The sequence below is a fragment of the Exiguobacterium sp. ZOR0005 genome (assembly GCF_000798975.1).
Taxonomy (GTDB): Bacteria; Bacillota; Bacilli; order Exiguobacteriales; family Exiguobacteriaceae; genus Exiguobacterium; species Exiguobacterium aurantiacum.
Window position 1 is genome coordinate 1 of sequence record NZ_JTLB01000001.1, and the last position, 18,065, is coordinate 18,065.

19 protein-coding genes, 1 pseudogene and 1 CRISPR repeat array are annotated in these 18,065 nt (G+C 51.2%); of the genes and pseudogenes, 8 read left to right on the top strand and 12 right to left on the bottom strand.

All coding sequences use genetic code 11. From position 1 onward, the window contains the following. Window positions 1–567, bottom strand: a pseudogene (locus L971_RS00005) (glutamine--fructose-6-phosphate aminotransferase); the annotation flags it as partial. A gap of 415 nt (window positions 568–982) precedes the next feature. Between L971_RS00005 and L971_RS00010 the strand changes: the two are divergent. Beyond that, on the top strand, window positions 983–1,318 hold the full coding sequence (locus L971_RS00010; protein ID WP_024371990.1) for a hypothetical protein: 336 nt from the start codon (window positions 983–985) through the stop codon (window positions 1,316–1,318). A 13-nt stretch (window positions 1,319–1,331) separates the two neighbouring features. Here the strand turns inward: L971_RS00010 and L971_RS00015 are convergent, their stop codons facing one another. The 3 genes from L971_RS00015 to L971_RS00025 are packed head-to-tail and all read right to left on the bottom strand — an operon-like array spanning window position 1,332 to window position 2,733. Continuing rightward, a complete protein-coding gene (locus tag L971_RS00015; RefSeq protein WP_024371991.1) occupies window positions 1,332–1,802 on the bottom strand; it encodes a hypothetical protein in 471 nt (156 codons plus the stop codon). Beyond that, on the bottom strand, window positions 1,795–2,301 hold the full coding sequence (locus tag L971_RS00020) for a hypothetical protein (protein WP_024371992.1): 507 nt from the start codon (window positions 2,299–2,301) through the stop codon (window positions 1,795–1,797). Before L971_RS00020 ends, L971_RS00015 begins: the two co-directional genes overlap by 8 nt. Beyond that, window positions 2,302–2,733, bottom strand: coding sequence for a hypothetical protein (locus L971_RS00025; RefSeq protein ID WP_029333688.1), 432 nt, complete (start codon window positions 2,731–2,733; stop codon window positions 2,302–2,304). Window positions 2,734–2,944: 211 nt separating this feature from the next. Between L971_RS00025 and L971_RS00030 the strand changes: the two genes are divergently transcribed. The 6 genes from L971_RS00030 to L971_RS00055 all read left to right on the top strand — a co-directional run bounded on the left by L971_RS00030 (window position 2,945) and on the right by L971_RS00055 (window position 7,489). Next, window positions 2,945–3,655: a GntR family transcriptional regulator gene (locus L971_RS00030; protein ID WP_024371994.1), complete on the top strand. Its 711-nt coding sequence runs from the start codon at window positions 2,945–2,947 to the stop codon at window positions 3,653–3,655. A 150-nt stretch (window positions 3,656–3,805) separates the two neighbouring features. After that, on the top strand, window positions 3,806–4,153 hold the full coding sequence (locus L971_RS00035) for a PTS lactose/cellobiose transporter subunit IIA (protein ID WP_021065301.1): 348 nt from the start codon (window positions 3,806–3,808) through the stop codon (window positions 4,151–4,153). Further along, the gene (locus L971_RS00040) at window positions 4,150–4,458 is read left to right on the top strand and encodes a PTS sugar transporter subunit IIB (RefSeq protein WP_024371995.1); all 309 of its coding nucleotides are present in this window, start codon (window positions 4,150–4,152) and stop codon (window positions 4,456–4,458) included. Before L971_RS00035 ends, L971_RS00040 begins: the two co-directional genes overlap by 4 nt. Window positions 4,459–4,477: 19 nt before the next feature. Then, window positions 4,478–5,884, top strand: a complete 1,407-nt coding sequence (locus tag L971_RS00045) for a GH1 family beta-glucosidase (RefSeq protein WP_024371996.1) — start codon at window positions 4,478–4,480, stop codon at window positions 5,882–5,884. An 11-nt stretch (window positions 5,885–5,895) separates the two neighbouring features. Continuing rightward, window positions 5,896–7,224 (top strand): PTS sugar transporter subunit IIC, encoded by a 1,329-nt coding sequence (locus L971_RS00050; protein WP_024371997.1) that lies wholly within the window; start codon window positions 5,896–5,898, stop codon window positions 7,222–7,224. A gap of 82 nt (window positions 7,225–7,306) precedes the next feature. Beyond that, window positions 7,307–7,489 (top strand): hypothetical protein, encoded by a 183-nt coding sequence (locus L971_RS00055; RefSeq protein WP_024371998.1) that lies wholly within the window; start codon window positions 7,307–7,309, stop codon window positions 7,487–7,489. Between the two features lie 30 nt (window positions 7,490–7,519). Here the strand turns inward: L971_RS00055 and L971_RS00060 are convergent, their stop codons facing one another. The 8 genes from L971_RS00060 to L971_RS00095 all read right to left on the bottom strand — a co-directional run bounded on the left by L971_RS00060 (window position 7,520) and on the right by L971_RS00095 (window position 15,369). Beyond that, a complete protein-coding gene (locus L971_RS00060; RefSeq protein ID WP_047373714.1) occupies window positions 7,520–7,972 on the bottom strand; it encodes a hypothetical protein in 453 nt (150 codons plus the stop codon). A 2-nt stretch (window positions 7,973–7,974) separates the two neighbouring features. Beyond that, window positions 7,975–8,463, bottom strand: a complete 489-nt coding sequence (locus L971_RS00065; protein WP_024372000.1) for a hypothetical protein — start codon at window positions 8,461–8,463, stop codon at window positions 7,975–7,977. Between the two features lie 89 nt (window positions 8,464–8,552). Next, window positions 8,553–9,905 (bottom strand): GH1 family beta-glucosidase, encoded by a 1,353-nt coding sequence (locus L971_RS00070; RefSeq protein WP_047373716.1) that lies wholly within the window; start codon window positions 9,903–9,905, stop codon window positions 8,553–8,555. 21 nt (window positions 9,906–9,926) lie between these two features. Next, entirely contained in the window at window positions 9,927–10,853 is a 927-nt protein-coding gene (locus L971_RS00075) for a carbohydrate ABC transporter permease (protein ID WP_197053146.1), read from the bottom strand. 3 nt (window positions 10,854–10,856) lie between these two features. Further along, window positions 10,857–11,756, bottom strand: coding sequence for a carbohydrate ABC transporter permease (locus L971_RS00080; RefSeq protein WP_024372003.1), 900 nt, complete (start codon window positions 11,754–11,756; stop codon window positions 10,857–10,859). Window positions 11,757–11,821: 65 nt separating this feature from the next. Then, on the bottom strand, window positions 11,822–13,135 hold the full coding sequence (locus tag L971_RS00085) for an ABC transporter substrate-binding protein (RefSeq protein WP_047373717.1): 1,314 nt from the start codon (window positions 13,133–13,135) through the stop codon (window positions 11,822–11,824). Window positions 13,136–13,336: 201 nt separating this feature from the next. Further along, window positions 13,337–14,350 (bottom strand): LacI family DNA-binding transcriptional regulator, encoded by a 1,014-nt coding sequence (locus tag L971_RS00090; protein ID WP_024372005.1) that lies wholly within the window; start codon window positions 14,348–14,350, stop codon window positions 13,337–13,339. 146 nt (window positions 14,351–14,496) lie between these two features. After that, entirely contained in the window at window positions 14,497–15,369 is an 873-nt protein-coding gene (locus L971_RS00095) for a TetR/AcrR family transcriptional regulator (RefSeq protein ID WP_024372007.1), read from the bottom strand. Between the two features lie 153 nt (window positions 15,370–15,522). Here L971_RS00095 and L971_RS00100 point away from each other — a divergent pair, with 153 nt between their 5' ends. After that, window positions 15,523–17,022 (top strand): DHA2 family efflux MFS transporter permease subunit, encoded by a 1,500-nt coding sequence (locus L971_RS00100; RefSeq protein WP_047373719.1) that lies wholly within the window; start codon window positions 15,523–15,525, stop codon window positions 17,020–17,022. Window positions 17,023–17,127: 105 nt separating this feature from the next. Continuing rightward, window positions 17,128–18,017: a CRISPR direct-repeat array (repeat unit 32 nt; unit sequence ATTTCAATCCACGCACCTACGTGAGGTGCGAT). Window positions 18,018–18,065 lie beyond the last annotated feature (48 nt).

Below are 18,065 nucleotides of genomic sequence, written 5' to 3' on the forward strand. Positions count from 1 at the left end.
AGACGCGACAACGTTGAACGTTCCGTCGCCGAGTCCGACGAGGAGCGGCGACTTGTTCTTGCCGATATAGAGGCGCTCTTCGTCCTCCGAGTCGATCATCGCGATCGCGTACGAGCCGTGAAGTTCAGCGAGCGTCTTGCGGAACGCCGATTCGACGTCGCCGAGCGCGACGAAGTTCTTCTCGATCAGCTGGACGATGACTTCCGTGTCCGTCTCCGACTTGAACGGGACGTCGAGCGTCGCCTTGAGCTGTTCGTCGTTCTCGATGACCCCGTTGTGGACGAGCGTGAAGCGGCCCGTCGTGCTCTGATGCGGGTGGGCATTCGGGACGCTCGGCACCCCGTGTGTCGCCCAACGTGTGTGGCCAATCCCGACCGTACCTTCCGCTTCGACCGGGACGATGTCACGAAGTGCGGCGATACGCCCGACTTCTTTGAACACGTTCACGTTTTCTCCGACGAGCGCGATCCCGGCTGAGTCATAGCCGCGGTACTCGAGTTTCTCAAGCCCTTTCAACAAAATCTCTTTCGTCCCGACTTGACCGATCATTCCTACAATTCCACACATAAACAATTCTCCTCTATATTCGATTTCTCGAAAAAGGAAACGGGCTTTTTTTGAGTGCTGTCAATGTGCCCCACTTTGTCCGTCCGGTCACCCGAACGCTTTACTGGAACACTCTTAGTCGTGACAGGCGACTAGAAGGCATCCGCCGAAATCTCGATCACCTTCGTCCTCGTCAACTCCGCAGAGTTCTGGCGCTTCTCGATCATATCCAGCCGTTTCTCCAGATACCCTTTCATGCTAGCGGTTCTCCATAAGCACGAATAGCATTTTTCTCACACCCTCCTCCGATACTTTTTTACCGTTCATGTAAAAGTCACCACTTTCACTAAAAAGCTACTTTTTTTGAACAGGCTTGTCCCGGCGAGCTCGTTCGGGCATGATGGAAGTATCTATTAGATGGAGTGGAGGAACGGCTATGAACATCGGTTTTCTCGTCATCGGCATTATCTTATCGACGCTCTCGAAATGGTTGCAAGTTCAAGGAAATGACGAACTCGGGGATTTGCTCGTGTTCCCCGCCGCCTTCTTCCTCGGCTTGGCGCTTGTGACGAGCTTTCCGTTCTTCAAAGACTGGTGGCGCGAACCGTCTAGCCGCCCGAGAGCACTGCGGTTCGCAAGCCTCGTCGCGGTCGGCATTTTATCGTTCCAGCTGTTCGCCTGGCTCGTCTTCGGTCAAGGTGAGTGGCTCGGCGCACTGTTCTTGTTGCCGTTCTTCATTTGCGTTTATTTCATCGTTCGGACGTTTAAATAAAATGGGGAAGCGCTCAGGCGCTCCCCCATTTTCGTTCTTCAGTCAATTCGGCTTCGGAGACGTAATTGTCATCGAGACTAGCCATATAGCGCTCGTACCACTTGCCAATCGGAACCGACAAGAGAAACGAGACCACCCCAATCAGGAAGAACGTTTGGAGTGACATGAGCTTCGTGAGCGCAGCGTAGACCCACAGTAAAATGAGTGGGTACATCAATAGTCCGCTCAACGAATAGAAGTGGATGAGACGTCTTGCCTCGCGAGATACCAGATACTTCTTTTTAATCGTCTCGCGTCGCCATGACTTATAAAAGTCAGGCAGGCCCGCCACCGCTCCGATGAAGAAGACCGTCACCGTGGAGAGCCAGTCATATTCGACTAGGAAAAACAAAATCACGACACCGACAAAAGACAAGAGAACGACGGACGTCTTTTTCGCGCTGTCGAACGCCATGAGTTCACGCATCTGGCTACGCTTATCCATGACGCGCCTCCTCTAACTCACGCGCTTCCCGAATCAACTTCAAATCCTTGTCGGTCAAATAGCGATCGTCATGTGTTTGGATGATGCGGTCGAGCCACTTGCCGATGAACGAGGCACCCCAGAAAAAGGCTTGCGACAACAAGAAGGCTTGGAACGATTGCGGTTGCGGTGTCTGATTAAAGACGACGTACCCGAAATAGCCGATGGCGGCAAAACCGATGAACATCGCCGTATAACGTAACGACAACAACCTGCGCGCCTTTTTGTTCTTAACGAACCGTAGCCACAAGTTAAACTTGGCGACTTCGATGCCAATCAATAGGAAGCAAAAACCGAAAATCGTTGCCATGATTGCGCCTGTTGACAGGTCTCGGTAAGAGGCGAATGTCAACATCCCGATGATGACCGTCACAGTGAGAATGCCGATCGTCCAACCCGTGAACGTCTGAAAGCGTAATAGTGTATCGATTTGTCGTTTTGAATGCGGGGATAATTCCATTTAGCTCATCCTTTCAATCAGTTGTTCATAGGTCGGCATGTCCGGCTCTACTGCCTGTAGTTGCTTTGTAATGAGACGGTCGCGGTACGAGTCCGTGAATCGCATGACAGCGAAGAGGACACCAATCAACAATCCGATGCTATGGTCGAGGACCAGCGCCGTCATCGATACCGCCAATAAGAGCGCCTCTAGCCATGTCATCGCATATTGGATGCGGAGCCACTTGATGGCCAAGGGATTCGTTGCGACGTGACGCATGATGCGATACTCATTCGTCCCCATGAAGATGAGAAAGATGGCGAGTAGCCACATTAAAGGAATCAACCACATCCATTGGGCGAACAATGCATACAGAAAGGCAGCGAGGTAGATAATCAGTGCCGGGACCCCGTACCGTCGAATCTTGATGACTTGTCTAACGTCGCGTTGCATCTGCTCCCCCTCTCCCTTTCATATCTTCCATTTCTTCCTTAGTATACGAAAATCGATTCGCTCCCGTTTCAAATTTACTAAATATTCCTTCAATAATCGTTCGACGTTTTTCAACAAATGACGAAGGATTGTCCGCCATCTGAACCTATTATCTGATATACTGATAGCGTATTCATGCCTACAAATTTTTATGTGAAAGGTGCAGACAGTCATGGCCCCAAAGTATAAACAAGTCGCCGAACAGATTGAGACGGATATTATGAATCACGTCTACCAACATACGAGCAAGCTTCTCACCGAAGACGAATATGCGACGAAATATGGCGTCAGTCGCAACACGGTCCGGAAGGCGATCGAGATTCTCGTCAATAAAGGTTACGTCTATCAAGTGCAGGGGAGCGGTGTCTTCGTCCGCGACCACTACATGAGTGATTACGTGAACCTTGAGAAACTGCAAGGTCTCACGAGTGACTTCAGTGGACGGAAAGTCGAGACGCGTGTCCTCGATTTTGAGCTGACGACAGCGAATGAGGAAGTCGCTGAACGGATGAAGTGTGACGTCGGGACACCGGTCTACTACGTGAAACGTCTTCGTCTCGTCGATGACCATCCGTTCTCGCTCGAAGATTCCTACTTCCGAAAAGACCTCGTCGTCTACCTCGACCGCAACATCACCGAGAAGTCGATTTACAACTACTTCCGCAACGACCAAAAGCTCGCCATCGGCTTTGCCGATCGTGTCATCTACGCCGACTTTTTAAATAAAGAAGATGCCGATTTACTCGGACTGAACGAGAATGACCCGGCCCTCCTCGTCGACAACACCGTCTATTTAACGAACGGTCAAATCTTCGACGTATCGCGCTCGACACATCATTTCCGCCATGTGAAGATGCTGAAAGTCTCGAACATCAAATCCTAAACGCACTCGAGAGCCTGTTCTCGCGTGCGTTTTTTTGTTCACATCTTGTACAAAAAGTAAGGGTTTACATGTAAGCGGTATCGTGCTACTATCAACTTGTAGAATTTGTACCTATGAATTCAGGTTATCCATACAAAAAGGAGAGATATTATGGTTTCTGAAACAATCGAAATTACTCCCGAAGACATCTTCGGTTTAATCGCCCTCTCGGGTGACGCCAAAGCGAGCTACCATCACGCGATGCTCCTCATGCAAGAAGGCAAAGCAGAAGAAGCTGCTGAAGCGGTGAAAGCCGGTGATGCGACATTGAAAGAAGCACACGCCATCCAAACGAAATTCGTCACGCTCGAAGCACAAGGGAAAACGGCTACGGTCGGCGTCCTCATGGTGCACGCGCAAGACCACTTAATGAACACGATCCTCGTCAAAGAGATGCTCGGCTATATGATGAACATGCAAAACGAAATCAACCAATTGAAAGGAATGGATCAAAAATGATGAAAATCGGACTCTTCTGCGCAGCAGGTATGTCAACAAGTATGTTAGTGGAAAAAATGAAAGCGGTCGCAGCTGAACGCGGGATCGAGGCTGAAATCGCAGCTTACCCAGAATCAGAGATGGAAACGTATGTCGACAACCTCGACGTCGCCCTTCTCGGACCACAAGTGAAGTACTTGCTCTCGAAAGGCAAACAAATCTGTGAGCCCAAAGGCGTGCCAATCGACGTCATCAACACGATCGACTACGGCATGATGAACGGAGCAAAAGTATTCGACCACGCAATGAAACTTGCAAACAAATAATTCAACTGAGGTGACCACTTTGAAAATGCCTAAAGATTTCTTGTTCGGCGCAGCATCGGCTTCTTACCAAGTCGAAGGCGCATGGAACGAGGACGGGAAAGGACTCTCGAACTGGGACGTCTTCTCGAAAATTCCTGGAAAAACGTTTGAAGATACGAACGGCGACGTCGCCGTCGACCATTACCACCGTTACAAAGAAGATATCGCGCTCATGGCAGAGATGGGACTTGAATCATATCGCTTCTCGATCTCGTGGCCGCGTGTCTTCCCGAACGGCACGGGCGAAGTGAACGAAAAAGGGCTCGAGTTTTACAACAACTTGATCGACGAGTGCTTGAAGCACAACATCGTCCCGTTCGTCACACTCTACCACTGGGACCTCCCACAAGCGCTCGAAGAAAAAGGCGGCTGGAAGAACAAAGAGACGGTTGACGCATTCGTCCGTTTCGCCGATACTTGTTTCCAATCGTTCGGCGACCGTGTCCGTCACTGGATCACGTTCAATGAAGCGGTTATCTTCTGCTCGCTCGGCTACTTGACTGGGGCACACCCACCGGGCATCGAAGGAGACGTCAAAGGTTATTTCCAAACGACGCACCACGTCAACGTCGCACACGCTCGTTCAGTCGAATTGTTCAAGCAAGGTGGCTACGAAGGCGAAATCGGGATCACGCACGTGTTCAACCCGGCCTTCAGCATCGATGACGCCGAAGAGAACAAATTCGCTGAAATGCACGCGAACGCCTACTCGACACACTGGTTCTACGATCCAGTACTTAAAGGAACGTATCCGGAATACGTCGTCAAAGGACTTGACGAGCAAGGTCTTCTCCCGGAGATGACAGACGAAGAACTCGACCTCTTGAAGCGCACGGCTTCAATGAACGACTTCATCGGCCTTAACTACTACAGCCCGCAACGCGTCATGAAAAACGACTCGGCGCTCGTCATGGCCGGTGGCCGCGAGAACTCGACTGGCCGCCCAGGTAACCCGTCATTCGACGGCGTCTACAAGACGGTCATGATGGACGACAAAGTCTACACGAAATGGGCTTGGGAAATCTCACCTGAAGCGTTCCTCGACGGCATGCATATGCTCAAGGATCGTTACGGTGACGTGAAAATCTACATCACAGAGAACGGTCTCGGTGACGTCGACCCGATCGTTGACGGCGAAATCCTCGACGACCCACGCATCGAATATATCGAAGGCCACATCCGTGCCGTGAAGCACGCGGTTGAACAAGGCATCAACGTCGCAGGCTACTACGCTTGGTCGGCAATTGACCTTCTCAGCTGGCTCAACGGTTACAAGAAACAATATGGCTTCATCTACGTCGACCACGCCAACGGCCTCGAACGGAAGAAGAAGAAATCGTTCTACTGGTACAAAGACATTATCGCGACACGCGCTGAAAACCTATAAGGAGGTTCCCCATGAGCCGCTTAGAAACCGTATTTGAAAAATTCACGCCAGGGTTCGTTCGTTTCGCGAACGCAAAGCCCGTCCTTGCTATTAAGGACGGGTTCATCCTGACGATGCCGATGACGATCATCGGGTCATTGTTCTTGCTCATCCTCGCGCTCCCGATTCCAGGTTGGGCCGAGTTCATGTCAGGTCTGTTCGGAGCAGACTGGACACTCCCGCTCACGCAAGTCGTCGGCGCCACGTTTGACATTCTTGCTTTAATCGGTGTTTTTGGAATCGCTTACTCGTACGTCAAAAACGAAAAAATCGAAGGTGTGCCAGCCGGTATCCTTGGGATTATCTCGTTCTTGATCATCACGCAAGCATCTGTCCTCTCTGAAGGCGGAGAAACAATCGGCGGGGTTATCCCGAAAGTATGGACAGGTGGACAAGGTGTCCTCGCTGCCATCGTCGTCGGTCTCGTTGTCGGATTCATCTACTCACAGTTCATCAAACGCGGTATCCGCATCAAAATGCCTGACGGTGTACCACCAGGTGTCTCGAACTCATTCTCGGCGTTGATCCCAGGTCTCGCCATCGTCTCACTCGCGGTCGCGACGTTCGCAGTTTTCCAAGCGGTTGCAGATCGTACGTTCACAGAAGTCGTCTATGACGTGCTTCAATCACCGCTTCAAAACTTGACGGACACGCTCGCAGGAGCGGTCATCATCATGGTGCTCATGTCTGTCATGTGGTGGTGTGGGATTCACGGAGCAGCGATTATCATGGGTATCATGGGTCCACTCCTTACAGCGAACGCGCTTCAAAACCAAGCGATCATCGACTCGGGTGAGGCACTCGTCGTCGGTGAGAACGCAAAAATCGTTACAATCCAGTTCCTCGACGTCTTCACGAAGCTCGGCGGATCAGGTATCACAATCGGTTTCATCATCGCGACGCTCATGGTTGCCCGTTCAGCTCACTTGAAGCAGCTCGGTAAACTCTCGCTCGCACCAAGTATCTTCAACATTAACGAGCCGGTCATCTTCGGGATGCCAATCGTGTTCAACCCGATCATGTTCATCCCATTCGTGATCGTACCAGCGATCGCTTCGTTCATGGTGTACTTCTCAATCCTTTGGGGCTGGGTCGAACCGTTCAACGCACTTCAAGTGCCATGGACGACACCACCGATCATCTCTGGCTTCTTGATCGGCGGATGGCGTGCAGCGCTCTTGCAGATTGCAACGATCGCTATGGCCGTCGCTGTCTACCTCCCGTTCGTTCGCATGCAGGACCGCGTGTCGTACGGTGAAGAAGTAAAAGCACAAGAAGACGCAGATAAAGCGTCAGCATAAGCCTAAGCAAATAACGACAGCCCTTCTCATCGCAGAGAAGGGCTGTTATATTTAGGAAAATGAGTAAGAGAGTTGGGACAATATGAAAAACTACACACCCGCCTTTATGATTTTATCGAGCGCGGCCCTCACGTTCGGGCTTGGTTTCAAATCCATGTTTCCGAATGCGATGTTAATCGGCATCGGGTTACATACGATTTTCCTGCTATGTGCCGCCTACTCGTTAGGAAAGTATCGGGCACATATCGCCAAGGTAAACACATAACGCCATGACGAAAGCCGTCATGGCGTTTTTTCATTCAACCTCTCGAACAGGGAACTCACTTGCGATTTCCCGTAACCCCTGTAAGAACTGTTCCACTCGTAAGACCGACGTCTCGAATTCAAAGTCGAGCGCTTCGGTCTCATCACCGAGCGGGTGTTCGAGATGACCCCGTACGTTCACTTCATCCCCACCCCCGTCTCGTCGCGTCAACGTCAAACAGACGTATGGCTCTGTCGGCTCGAACTCGACTTCTCGCGTGTTACCGGCCACGAACGACTCGAACACCGGTATGTAGTGCGCGACGAGCAGACTGTCGAGCATGATGTCATCGAATGTGATGCGGTGCTCCGGTGCGTGGAAGCCGACCCAGTTCCGATGCCACGCCGCGTCATGGATGTTGTCGGCGTCTTTATACGCGTACGCATAGCTCTCGATCGAAATGTCAGTCACTCCGTCAAGCGACGCCAGTTTTGTAAGGGCCATTGTCAGCCGTCCTTCCGAAGCGAATACCCGTCAATCTCTAACAGACGCATCCGTTTTTGGTCGACGGCGGCATGGACGATGACCGTCACCCCTGGGTTAAGTTGCATCATCTTCCTGATTTTCGTCAAGTCGTCCCCTTTGATCTCGACCGGCAAGACGAACTCGCCTTCTTTTAAATGGATGAACTTGATCTTTCCTTTATCGTCATAGCCTGTCACTTCGTATGTCGCATACTCACGTTTCATTAACATCTCTCCTTCTTCTGAATCGATTTCCACATCGAGACGACGAACTTCCCGTTCAATCCGCTGATGACGTCTCCGTAATCCCTTCACTCCTAGAACAGAGGAGAACAACACGAACAGGAACGCGGAGACGTTGGCATAAAAAATGCCGTAAAGTAGCCCGTATAAGAACCAGCACAACAAAAACATCATTAAGAGCGAGGTCGTCTTGTCCTGTTCGCGTTCCTCATTCGTCCGATGATCCATCGCCTCTTCCCCTCCCTACTCCATACGTTCCCCCTGCGAATAAGTTCCACACAAAAACCCATCCCCGTAGCGGCAGGGATGGGCTGATCTTATGCTTCGACGCTGTCTGCGTGTTTGGCTTTATGGTCGGCGATGACGCCTGCGTACCATTTCGCGCTGTCTTTCCAGACGCGCTCTTGCGTCTCGAAGTCGATGTAGAGAATGCCGAAACGCTTCTCGTAACCGAAGCTCCATTCGAAGTTGTCCATGAGCGACCAGAGATAGTATCCGGCGATGTTCATGCCTTCGTCGTTCAAGTCAGATACGGCTGTGAGGTGCTTTTTGACGTAGTCGATGCGTTTATCGTCATGGACTTCGCCGTTCTCGAGCACGTCGTCATACGCTGCGCCGTTTTCTGTGATGATGATTGGAAGGTCGGTGTACTCGTTACGTAAGCGACGGATCAGGTCTTTGAATTCGTTCGGGGCGATATCCCAGCCCATGCCCGTCTTCTCGTAATCGGAGTACGCCGCCACTGTCATGAAGTCGTTCGCCGCGCTGAACTCGACGAGTCCGCGGCTGTAGAAGTTGATACCGAAGAAGTCACACTCCGTCGAGATCGTCTCCATGTCACCTGGTTTGATGAAGTCGTACGTGTGCACGTACTTCGCAAACAAGTTCATCATGTCGACCGGATACTGGCCTTTGAACACTGGATCGAGGAACCAACGATTCGAATAGCCGTCCGAGTTGTTTTGCGCGAGACGGTCGTTCACCGAGTCCGTCTTCGCGTAAACTGGCGACAAGTTGAGCGTGATGCCGATCGGCGTCGTCGACTTCAACTCCTGTTTCAACAGTTCGACCGCTTTCCCGTGCGACAGAAGCATGTGGTGCACGGCACGGACCGCTTCATTCATGTCCCGGTGTCCCGGGGCGTGAACGCCGAGGTGGTAGCCGAGGAATCCGGCGCACCATGGCTCGTTGTGTGTGATCCATGAGTCGACGATGCCGTCGAGCTCATCGAAACACACTTTCGCGTAGTCGAGGAACCAATCAACCGAGTCACGGTTCACCCAGCCGCCTTCTTCGTGTGCCCACATCGGGAGGTCCCAATGATAGAGCGTGACAGCCGGTTTGATGCCTTCTTCACGGAGACGCGTTGCGAGCGTCTTGTAGAACGCCATCCCAGCCGGGTTGAACTCACCCTTTGCCGGGAAGATGCGCGGCCAAGCGATCGAGAAACGATATGTGTCGACACCGAGCTTTTTGATGTGTTGAATGTCTTCTTCGAAACGATGGTAGTGATCGCAAGCGACGTCACCGTTGTGCTTCTCGAAGACACGTCCGTCGATGTCACAGAACATGTCCCAAATCGACGGTGTCCGACCGTCTTCGTTGTGCGCGCCTTCGATTTGATACGAAGACGTGGCAGTTCCGAAGACGAAGTCTTTGTTAAATTGCATAGTGTTTTCCTCTTTTCTCTATTATTCTTTGACCGCGCCAGCCGAGATACTGCTGACGATATACTTCGACATGAACAAGAAGGCGATCATGATCGGCACGACCGAGATGGCGATACCGAGATACAAAGCACCGAGGTTTTCGGCGACTTGCGAGCCTTTCAAGAAGCCCATGAGAACCGGAAGCGTGTACTTCTCCGGTGAGAACAAGAGCACGAGCGGCATCAAGTAGTTGTTCCATGAGCCGATGAACGTGAAGATCGACATCGTCGCGACAGCCGGCATCATCATCGGGAGTGCGATTGTGTGGAAGATGCGCAATTCGCTCGCTCCATCAATCCGAGCCGCTTCGATCATACTGATGTGAAGCGTCGCCTGGGTATACTGCCGGATGAAGAAGACGACGAACGGGCTTGCGATCGACGGGATGATGAGCGGGATGAACGAGTCGAGAATCCCGAGCGTCTTAGAGATCTCGTAGAAACCGATGAGTCCGAGTTGTCCCGGTACCATCATCATGACGAGCATGAAGATGAACAAAATGTTTTTGCCTTTGAAGTCATAGAAGGCGAAACCGAACGCTGTCATCGCCGAGAAGTAACCAGAGAGCAACGTGACGAGCACGGCGATGATCAAACTGTTTTTAAAGCCTGTCCAGATATTGATGTAGTCGCTCAAGATCGCGTAGTTGTCGATGAGCGCCGTACCTGGAAGGAGTGAGAAGCCTGACATGATCTCTCCGTTCGTCCGAGTCGCGTTGACGAGCATCATGAGGAACGGGATGAAACAGATGATCGTCAAGATGATCAAGCCCGTGTAAATAACACCACGGCTGAAGAGTTTCTTCTTCTGTTTTTGTTTCGGTGGCTCCACACGAAGCGGTTTCTCTTCGCGCGGCGGCTGTACTTCGCTGTCGGCGAGCATACGCCGTGATTCTGCATTCTGTTCCATTGCTTATGCTCCCTTCTGCGCAGCGCGCTCTTTACGGAACATGCCTTTGAAGACGACCGCCGAGAAGACGAGCGTGATCAAGAACAAGCCGTAAGCGACCGCTGCCGCATAGCCATAGTTGTTATACTTGAACGCCTGGTTGTACAGGTAAAGAACCATCGTGTTAAGCGATCCGTCTGGTGCACCGATCCCGTCCGTCAAGAGAAGCGGCAGGTCGAACAATTGAAGTCCGCCGATGAGCGACGTGATCATGATGTACAAGAGAATCGGTTTGAGTAGCGGTAATGTGACGAACGTAAACATTTGCCAACGGTTCGCGCCATCGATATGGGCGGCTTCGAAGAAGTCTTTTGAGATACCCGATACGCCGGCCATGACGATGATGAACGAGTGACCGAACCACATCCATGTCAAAATGAGTGAGACGGACAGTTGTGCCGTCACCGGTTGCGATAGCCAGTTGATTGGGTCTGAGATGATCCCGAGTTTCAAGAGCATCATGTTGAGTGAACCGTGCTGCCAGTCAAGCAAAATTCCGAACAAGAGCGCGACCGAACTGATCGTGATCAAGTTTGGCAGGTAGAAGAATGAACGGAAGAACGCGAGGCCCTTCAATTTCAACCGAAGATCGGAGAACAAGAGTGCAAGAAGCAAGGCAAGACCAATCTGTAAGGCGAAGTTTACTCCCCAAATCTTGATCGTATTGACGAACGCCTCGATGAAGAACGTATCCGTCAACAGTCGCGCATAGTTCGCGAAGCCGACGATTTCTTCTCCTGGGCTGCCGGTATAGTTCGTAAAGCTGTAATACAGGGTCAAGAAGACCGGATAAATACTGAATGTCAAAAAGACGACCCAAAACGGGGCAATAAAGGCATAGCCATAGCGGTCTAGTTTTTTCACGTCGTGTTACTCCTTCCATAGCAACCCTCAGGGGGGAGGGTCTTCCCCCCAAGGATTAGCTGGCCTCAGTCAACTTGGATGTCTGGGTAAGCGTTTTTCGCTTGTTTTTTGAATTCTGCAATCGCTTCGTCTTTCGTCTTCTTGCCTTCCACGTATTGGAGGACTGACGCACCGTAAAGCGTGTCGAGCTGTTGGTCGTATTTCGTGACGATTCCTGGTGTGATTTCATCCGCTTGTCCGAGGAAGAACTCGTAGTTGTTCTGTCCGCCGAGGAACTCGTCGCTGAAGTCGTCTTTGATTTTGTCTGTTACTGGTTTGAAGGCAAGAACGTCGCCTGTCTCTTCAGCCCAGTCCGTCAAGAACTCTTCGTCTTGTGTCATGAGTTTGACGAAGTCGTAAGCGGCTTCTTTGTTTTTCGATCCTTCGTACACGCCGAGCCATGTGCCGCCCCAGAAGTACGGGCTTGGACCGTTCGTGACTGCCCAGTCGCCGGCTGTGTCTTTCGCGCTGTCTTTCAAGACGCTGTGAAGGCCCCAAGTTGGGAGGACGTATGAGAAGACTTGTGTTTCTGTCTCTGTGCCGCCTTCTTTAACTTTGATTGGTTTCGACATACCTTCGAACCAAGATGGTGACCATTCAGGAGCAAGTGCCGTGTATTGCTTGTCACGAAGCTCTTTCGCGTAGTCCATGTAGTTGATTTTGTCTTCTGTCAACACGAGCTCGTTGTTTTCGTTTACCCATGCTTCTGGGTTCGCGCCTTGTGAGAACCAACGGATCGCGCCTTCGTCTGGGAACATTTTGTAGCCTTTTTCTTTCATCTTCTCAGCAACTTCGAAGACGCCGTCCATCGAGCTCATCATGTTGCCGATTTCAGTCGGATCGTCCGTGCCGAGCACTTCTTTCGCTAAGCTACGTTTGTAGTAGACGCCACCTGGTGTCGTTTGCCACGAAAGGGCGCGCACGTTGCCTTCTGAGTCTTTCCCGAGATCGAATACGTATGGGATGTAGTCGTCCGCGATTTCGTTGACGTTGTATGGCTCATCCGAAAGGTTTTCCCAATAGCCTGCATCTACCCATTGTTTGAGGAAGGCGATTTCGCCTGTGAACACGTCAGGTGCTCCGACGCCGCTCTCGAGTGCTGGCTTAAGTTTTGTCGGATAGTCGGCGATCGGGACGATCGTCAACTCGACTTTCACGCCGTTGCGTTCTTCGTACGTTTTGATTGGCTCTTTCAATTCATCTGTGAACGACCAAACTTTGAGGACGTCGTCTTTAGAACCTGACCCAGAACCTGAAGTTCCTTCGTCGTTTGAGCATGCGCCCAAGACGCCGACTGATAGAGCTCCGATTGAAAGTAAGCTGACTAATTTTTTACGCATGTGTGAACCCATCCTTTTTTTAAGGTTTTTAGAAAGCGTTTGCAAGAAGAGGTAAATAATTGTCGAAAGCGCTTTCGATTTTGTCGAAATAAATAATCGAAAGCGGTTTCGATTTTGGCGGAATGATGTTTCGAAATCGCTCTCTTCTCTCCATTCCGCTGAAGGGAACAGAGCGACTTCGAAAGATCAATCGGAACTACTTTAGTTGTTCACCGGCGCGCATGACGCCCGTTCAATCAGTTTGACCGGAATGACGCGACGTTCCGCCCGTCTTTCCTTGGCGGTCATTTGCTCAATCAACAACTCAGCCGCCGCTTCGCCGATCTCGTCCGTGTCTTGACGGATCGTCGTCAACTTTGGCGTGATGTACTTGATCATCTCGATGTCGTCGTAACCGATGACCGAAATGTCTTCTGGCACGCGAAGTCCTCGTTCATGGATCGCTTCGATGGCGCCAATCGCCATTTGGTCGCCCGCGACGAATACCGCGGTCGGACGTGACTCGAGGTCGAGCAGCTTTTCCATCGCCTGCTTCCCTTCTTCGACAGAGAAGAAGCCGGCGTTGACCAAGTAACCTGGCTCGATTGGCAGGTCGAGCGCCTCCATGGCAAGCTCATACCCTTTGACGCGAGCCGCACCCGCATCAATCGTCTGATCACCAGCGATATGTGCGATGTGGCGGTGTCCGAGGTCGTGCAAGTAGTTCACGGCAAGGCGGGCCCCTTCGGTGTTGTCGGAATAGACGACGCTACAGTTGGCGCTGTCCATGTCGACGACGACGATAGGGATGTCACTTTGCATGAGCTCTTGAACTTGCTCATCCATCCGGTCCGAACAGATGACGACGATGCCGTCGACGGCCCGGTGTTTGAAGTGTTCGAGATAACTCATGTCACGGTTGCGAAGGTTGCGCGAGGCGAAAATTAAATCGTAGCCTTGCTCCTCCGTGGCGTGACGGAAACTTTCAATGATGCCGTTGAAGAACGGATGTTTCATTCCGACTTCGTTCGCTTCCGAAAACATGACCCCGATCGCCCACGATTTTTTTGTCGATAACGACTGTGCGTGCGCGTTCGGCAGATAGTCCATCTCGGCCGCGGCTTTCAAAATCTTGGCTCTCGTCTTCTCGCTCACGTCCTTGTAGTTGTTCAACGCTTTAGAGACGGTCGTGATGGAGAAGCCGGTTTTCTTTGCTAAATCATAGATCGTACCCATGTTAGTCTCCTCTTCCCGAAAGCGCTTTCGGTACTTTGATTGTAGCGCATGAATTTGTAGGAATCAATTCTTTTTCGTGGAATATTTTGCGATAAATTTTAATGACGTCTTTCTTCTATATTACTGCATCTGGAAACTTTTTGTCTTTAGTGTGTCCGGGTATACAACCAGACGAGATTCGTGAATTTTTGGACTTCCGTCTCGCCCGTCGCGCCTTTAAACAACCTTTGAAACGGCTTCAATAATTGTTCGAGGACAATCTTTCGAAGTCGTTCCTGATGCAGCTCGTACGTGATCGCCTCGAACAGATCGGCCTGCTCTTCGGTCATCTTCACGTGCGCGCGAATCCGTTCAGCCATCTCGATCAACTCGTCCATCGTCACAAGGTTTTTATCGGTCGTCCCTCGCATCTGATCGACGGTGACCGGGTTCAAGATGTGATCTCCCGTTTCGACCATCCGAGCCGCCATCAACTCGACGTAGCCATACAAATTGCGAACGAGCTGTTGAATCGAATAGGCGGTGTTCGTGATGCGTAAAGTGAACAGAATATGTTGCAACATTCCATTAAATAGAATCGTCAATTCAATCGAATATGGGCGGATCTCTTCCCCGATGATCTCAGTCAAGCGCATGGCGAGCCACTCAATCTCATAGACGCGGTGCTGCAAGACGAGCTTTTTCAACTCGGGCTCGTTCGCCGACATGATCGACTCGAATAACGCATACAAATTCCGTTCCTCGTTCAATTGAATGAGAATCGAAATCTGCTCGATAAAGACGTCTTTGTCCCGTTTGTCGCGTCCCAGTTGCATCTCAATCCGCCGCTGTCCGGCGTCATAGCGCAAGTTCTCGAGGATGTTGGCGACACAGTCCGTCTTCGAGGCGAAATAATTGTAAAACGTCCCTTTCGAGATGTGGGCTCGTTCAATGATCTCTTGCACCGACGTCTGTTGGACCCCGTTTTCGATGAACAAGGTCATGGCGACATCGGCGACTTTTCGTTTCTTATCTTTCATATGCGAATGCTCCGTTCTGCTTGTTTTATATGCTGAGTATATCATTTTGAACTCATAGTACAAAATGGTTGATTTATTTATACAGTGGGTATAAAATCATCACATCGACACTTACTAGTATATAACTATTCACAACATAAAGGAGCAAGTCGTATGAAACCAAAATTCCAAAAAAAACCGCCGTATCTCATGCTCGCGGTCTTGTTCGTCGGAGCGTTCATCGCCTTCTTGAACAACTCGTTATTGAACGTCGCGCTGCCCTCGATCATGGTCGACTTGGAGATTGCCGACTACTCGACCGTCCAGTGGCTCGCGACCGGCTTTATGCTCGTGACGGGCGTTCTCGTTCCGGCATCGGCCTACTTAATCACGCGCTTCTCGAACCGAGCGCTCTTCATCACCTCGATGGCAATTTTCGCCCTCGGGACGGCGATTGCCGCCTTCTCTCCAACATTCGGCTGGTTGCTCTCAGGGCGGATGATTCAAGCGGTCGGTGCCTCGACGATGGGACCGCTCTTGATGAACGTCATGCTCGTCAGTTTCCCGCGTGAGAAGCGCGGGACAGCAATGGGAATTTTCGGTCTCGTCATGATTTCGGCGCCGGCAATCGGACCGACATTGTCGGGTTACATCGTCGAGTATTATGACTGGCGCGTCTTGTTCGAGATGATTCTCCCACTCGCCATTATCGGTCTCGGCCTCGCGATTTGGAAAGCCGAAAACGTCATGGTGCAAAACAAAGAACAATCGCTCGACTACTTGTCGCTCGTCTTGTCGACGCTCGGGTTTGGCGGCGTCTTGTATGGGGTCAGTTCGGCTAGCTCGGACGGCTGGAGCAATCCGATTGTCTTGACGACCATCGTTGTCGGGTTCGTCGCGCTGATCGCGTTCGTCATCCGTCAGCTCAATATGGAGAAACCGCTCCTCGACCTACGGGCATATAAATACCCGATGTTCGCACTCGCATCGATTATCGCCATCGTCAACGCCGTCGCCATGTTCTCCGGTATGATTTTGACACCGGCGTACGTCCAAAGCGTCCGTGGCATCTCGCCGCTCGACTCGGGGCTCATGCTTCTCCCGGGTGCCATCATCATGGGAATCATGTCGCCAATCACCGGGAAACTGTTCGACAAGTTCGGACCGAAGTTATTATCGCTTGTCGGTCTCACAATCACAGCCATCTCGACATATATGCTCGCGAACGTTCAGCTGGACTCGACGTACACGTACATCGTCGCGACGTATACGCTTCGCATGTTCGGGATGTCGATGGTCATGATGCCTCTCATGACTAATGGTCTCAACCAGTTACCAACGCATCTCAACCCGCACGGAACGGCCATCAACAACACGGCGCAACAAGTATCTGGTGCGATCGGGACAGCTGTGCTCGTCACCATCATGAACTCGGTGACACGGACAGAAGCCGAATCACTCATGAGCGGTGTGGACCCAGCGACGCTCACGGAGAGTGCGATGGGTGCGTTGACGCAACAAGCACTCCTCTCAGGGATTCAAGTCTCGTTCTATGTCGCACTCGGTATGAACATCTTGGCGCTCGTCCTCGCATTCTTTGTAAAACGGGTCGATGTTCGAAACATTGATTTTATTGAAAAAGATATTAAAAAAGAATTGAAAAAAGCAAATTAAACAAATACGAATTAGCTTATAGGCAAGTGGACGAATCTGCGAAAAGATTCGTCCACTTTTTTTACCCGATTTAAGAACTTCAATGCTTATGATACCGATCATGACTGTTCAATCCACGCACTCACGTAGAGTGTGATACGTTGACACCTCCATAGAATAAGGACGAGCGTTATTTCAATCCACGCACCTACGTGAGGTGCGATTATGCTCGCCGATGTCGGCGGCGATCTTTACACATTTCAATCCACGCACCTACGTGAGGTGCGATAAAGTCAAACACTAATTTTCTGTAACTTCGTTCATATTTCAATCCACGCACCTACGTGAGGTGCGATCTCGACGACTCCATCCGAAAGGGGTTTAGCTGATATTTCAATCCACGCACCTACGTGAGGTGCGATTGCTCACGTCGGGCGAGTTCATCGACGCGGCCGAATTTCAATCCACGCACCTACGTGAGATGCGATACAATATGCTCGCATCAATCGTCAATCGAGGACTTATTTCAATCCACACACCTACGTGAGGTGCGATAACTATTGGGACTTAGACACAATCGAAGTCATCGATTTCAATCCACGCACCTACGTGAGGTGCGATGGTCGCGCCGTTGTTTTCTGTCAACCGGGGGATATTTCAATCCACGCACCTACGTGAGGTGCGATGGGCACTGGAGCAACGACAGGACAAGCGACCGCAATTTCAATCCACGCACCTATGTGAGGTGCGATTCGAGGCGGCACTCCAACAGGTCGGGCAGACCTTATTTCAATCCACGCACCTACGTGAGGTGCGATCTCGCCGACGCTCGCAAGATCGTCGAACATCTGATTTCAATCCACGCACCTACGTGAGGTGCGATAAGTGGCGATCAAGGGCACGGCAGAAGAAGTCGAATTTCAATCCACGCACCTACGTGAGGTGCGATGTGACCGCTATGTGATCGTCAGCATCGCCCAAAGGATTTCAATCCACGCACCTACGTGAGGTGCGATGAGTCGTATCGCCGGAAGAAGCGGCCGACATGGTATTTCAATCCACGC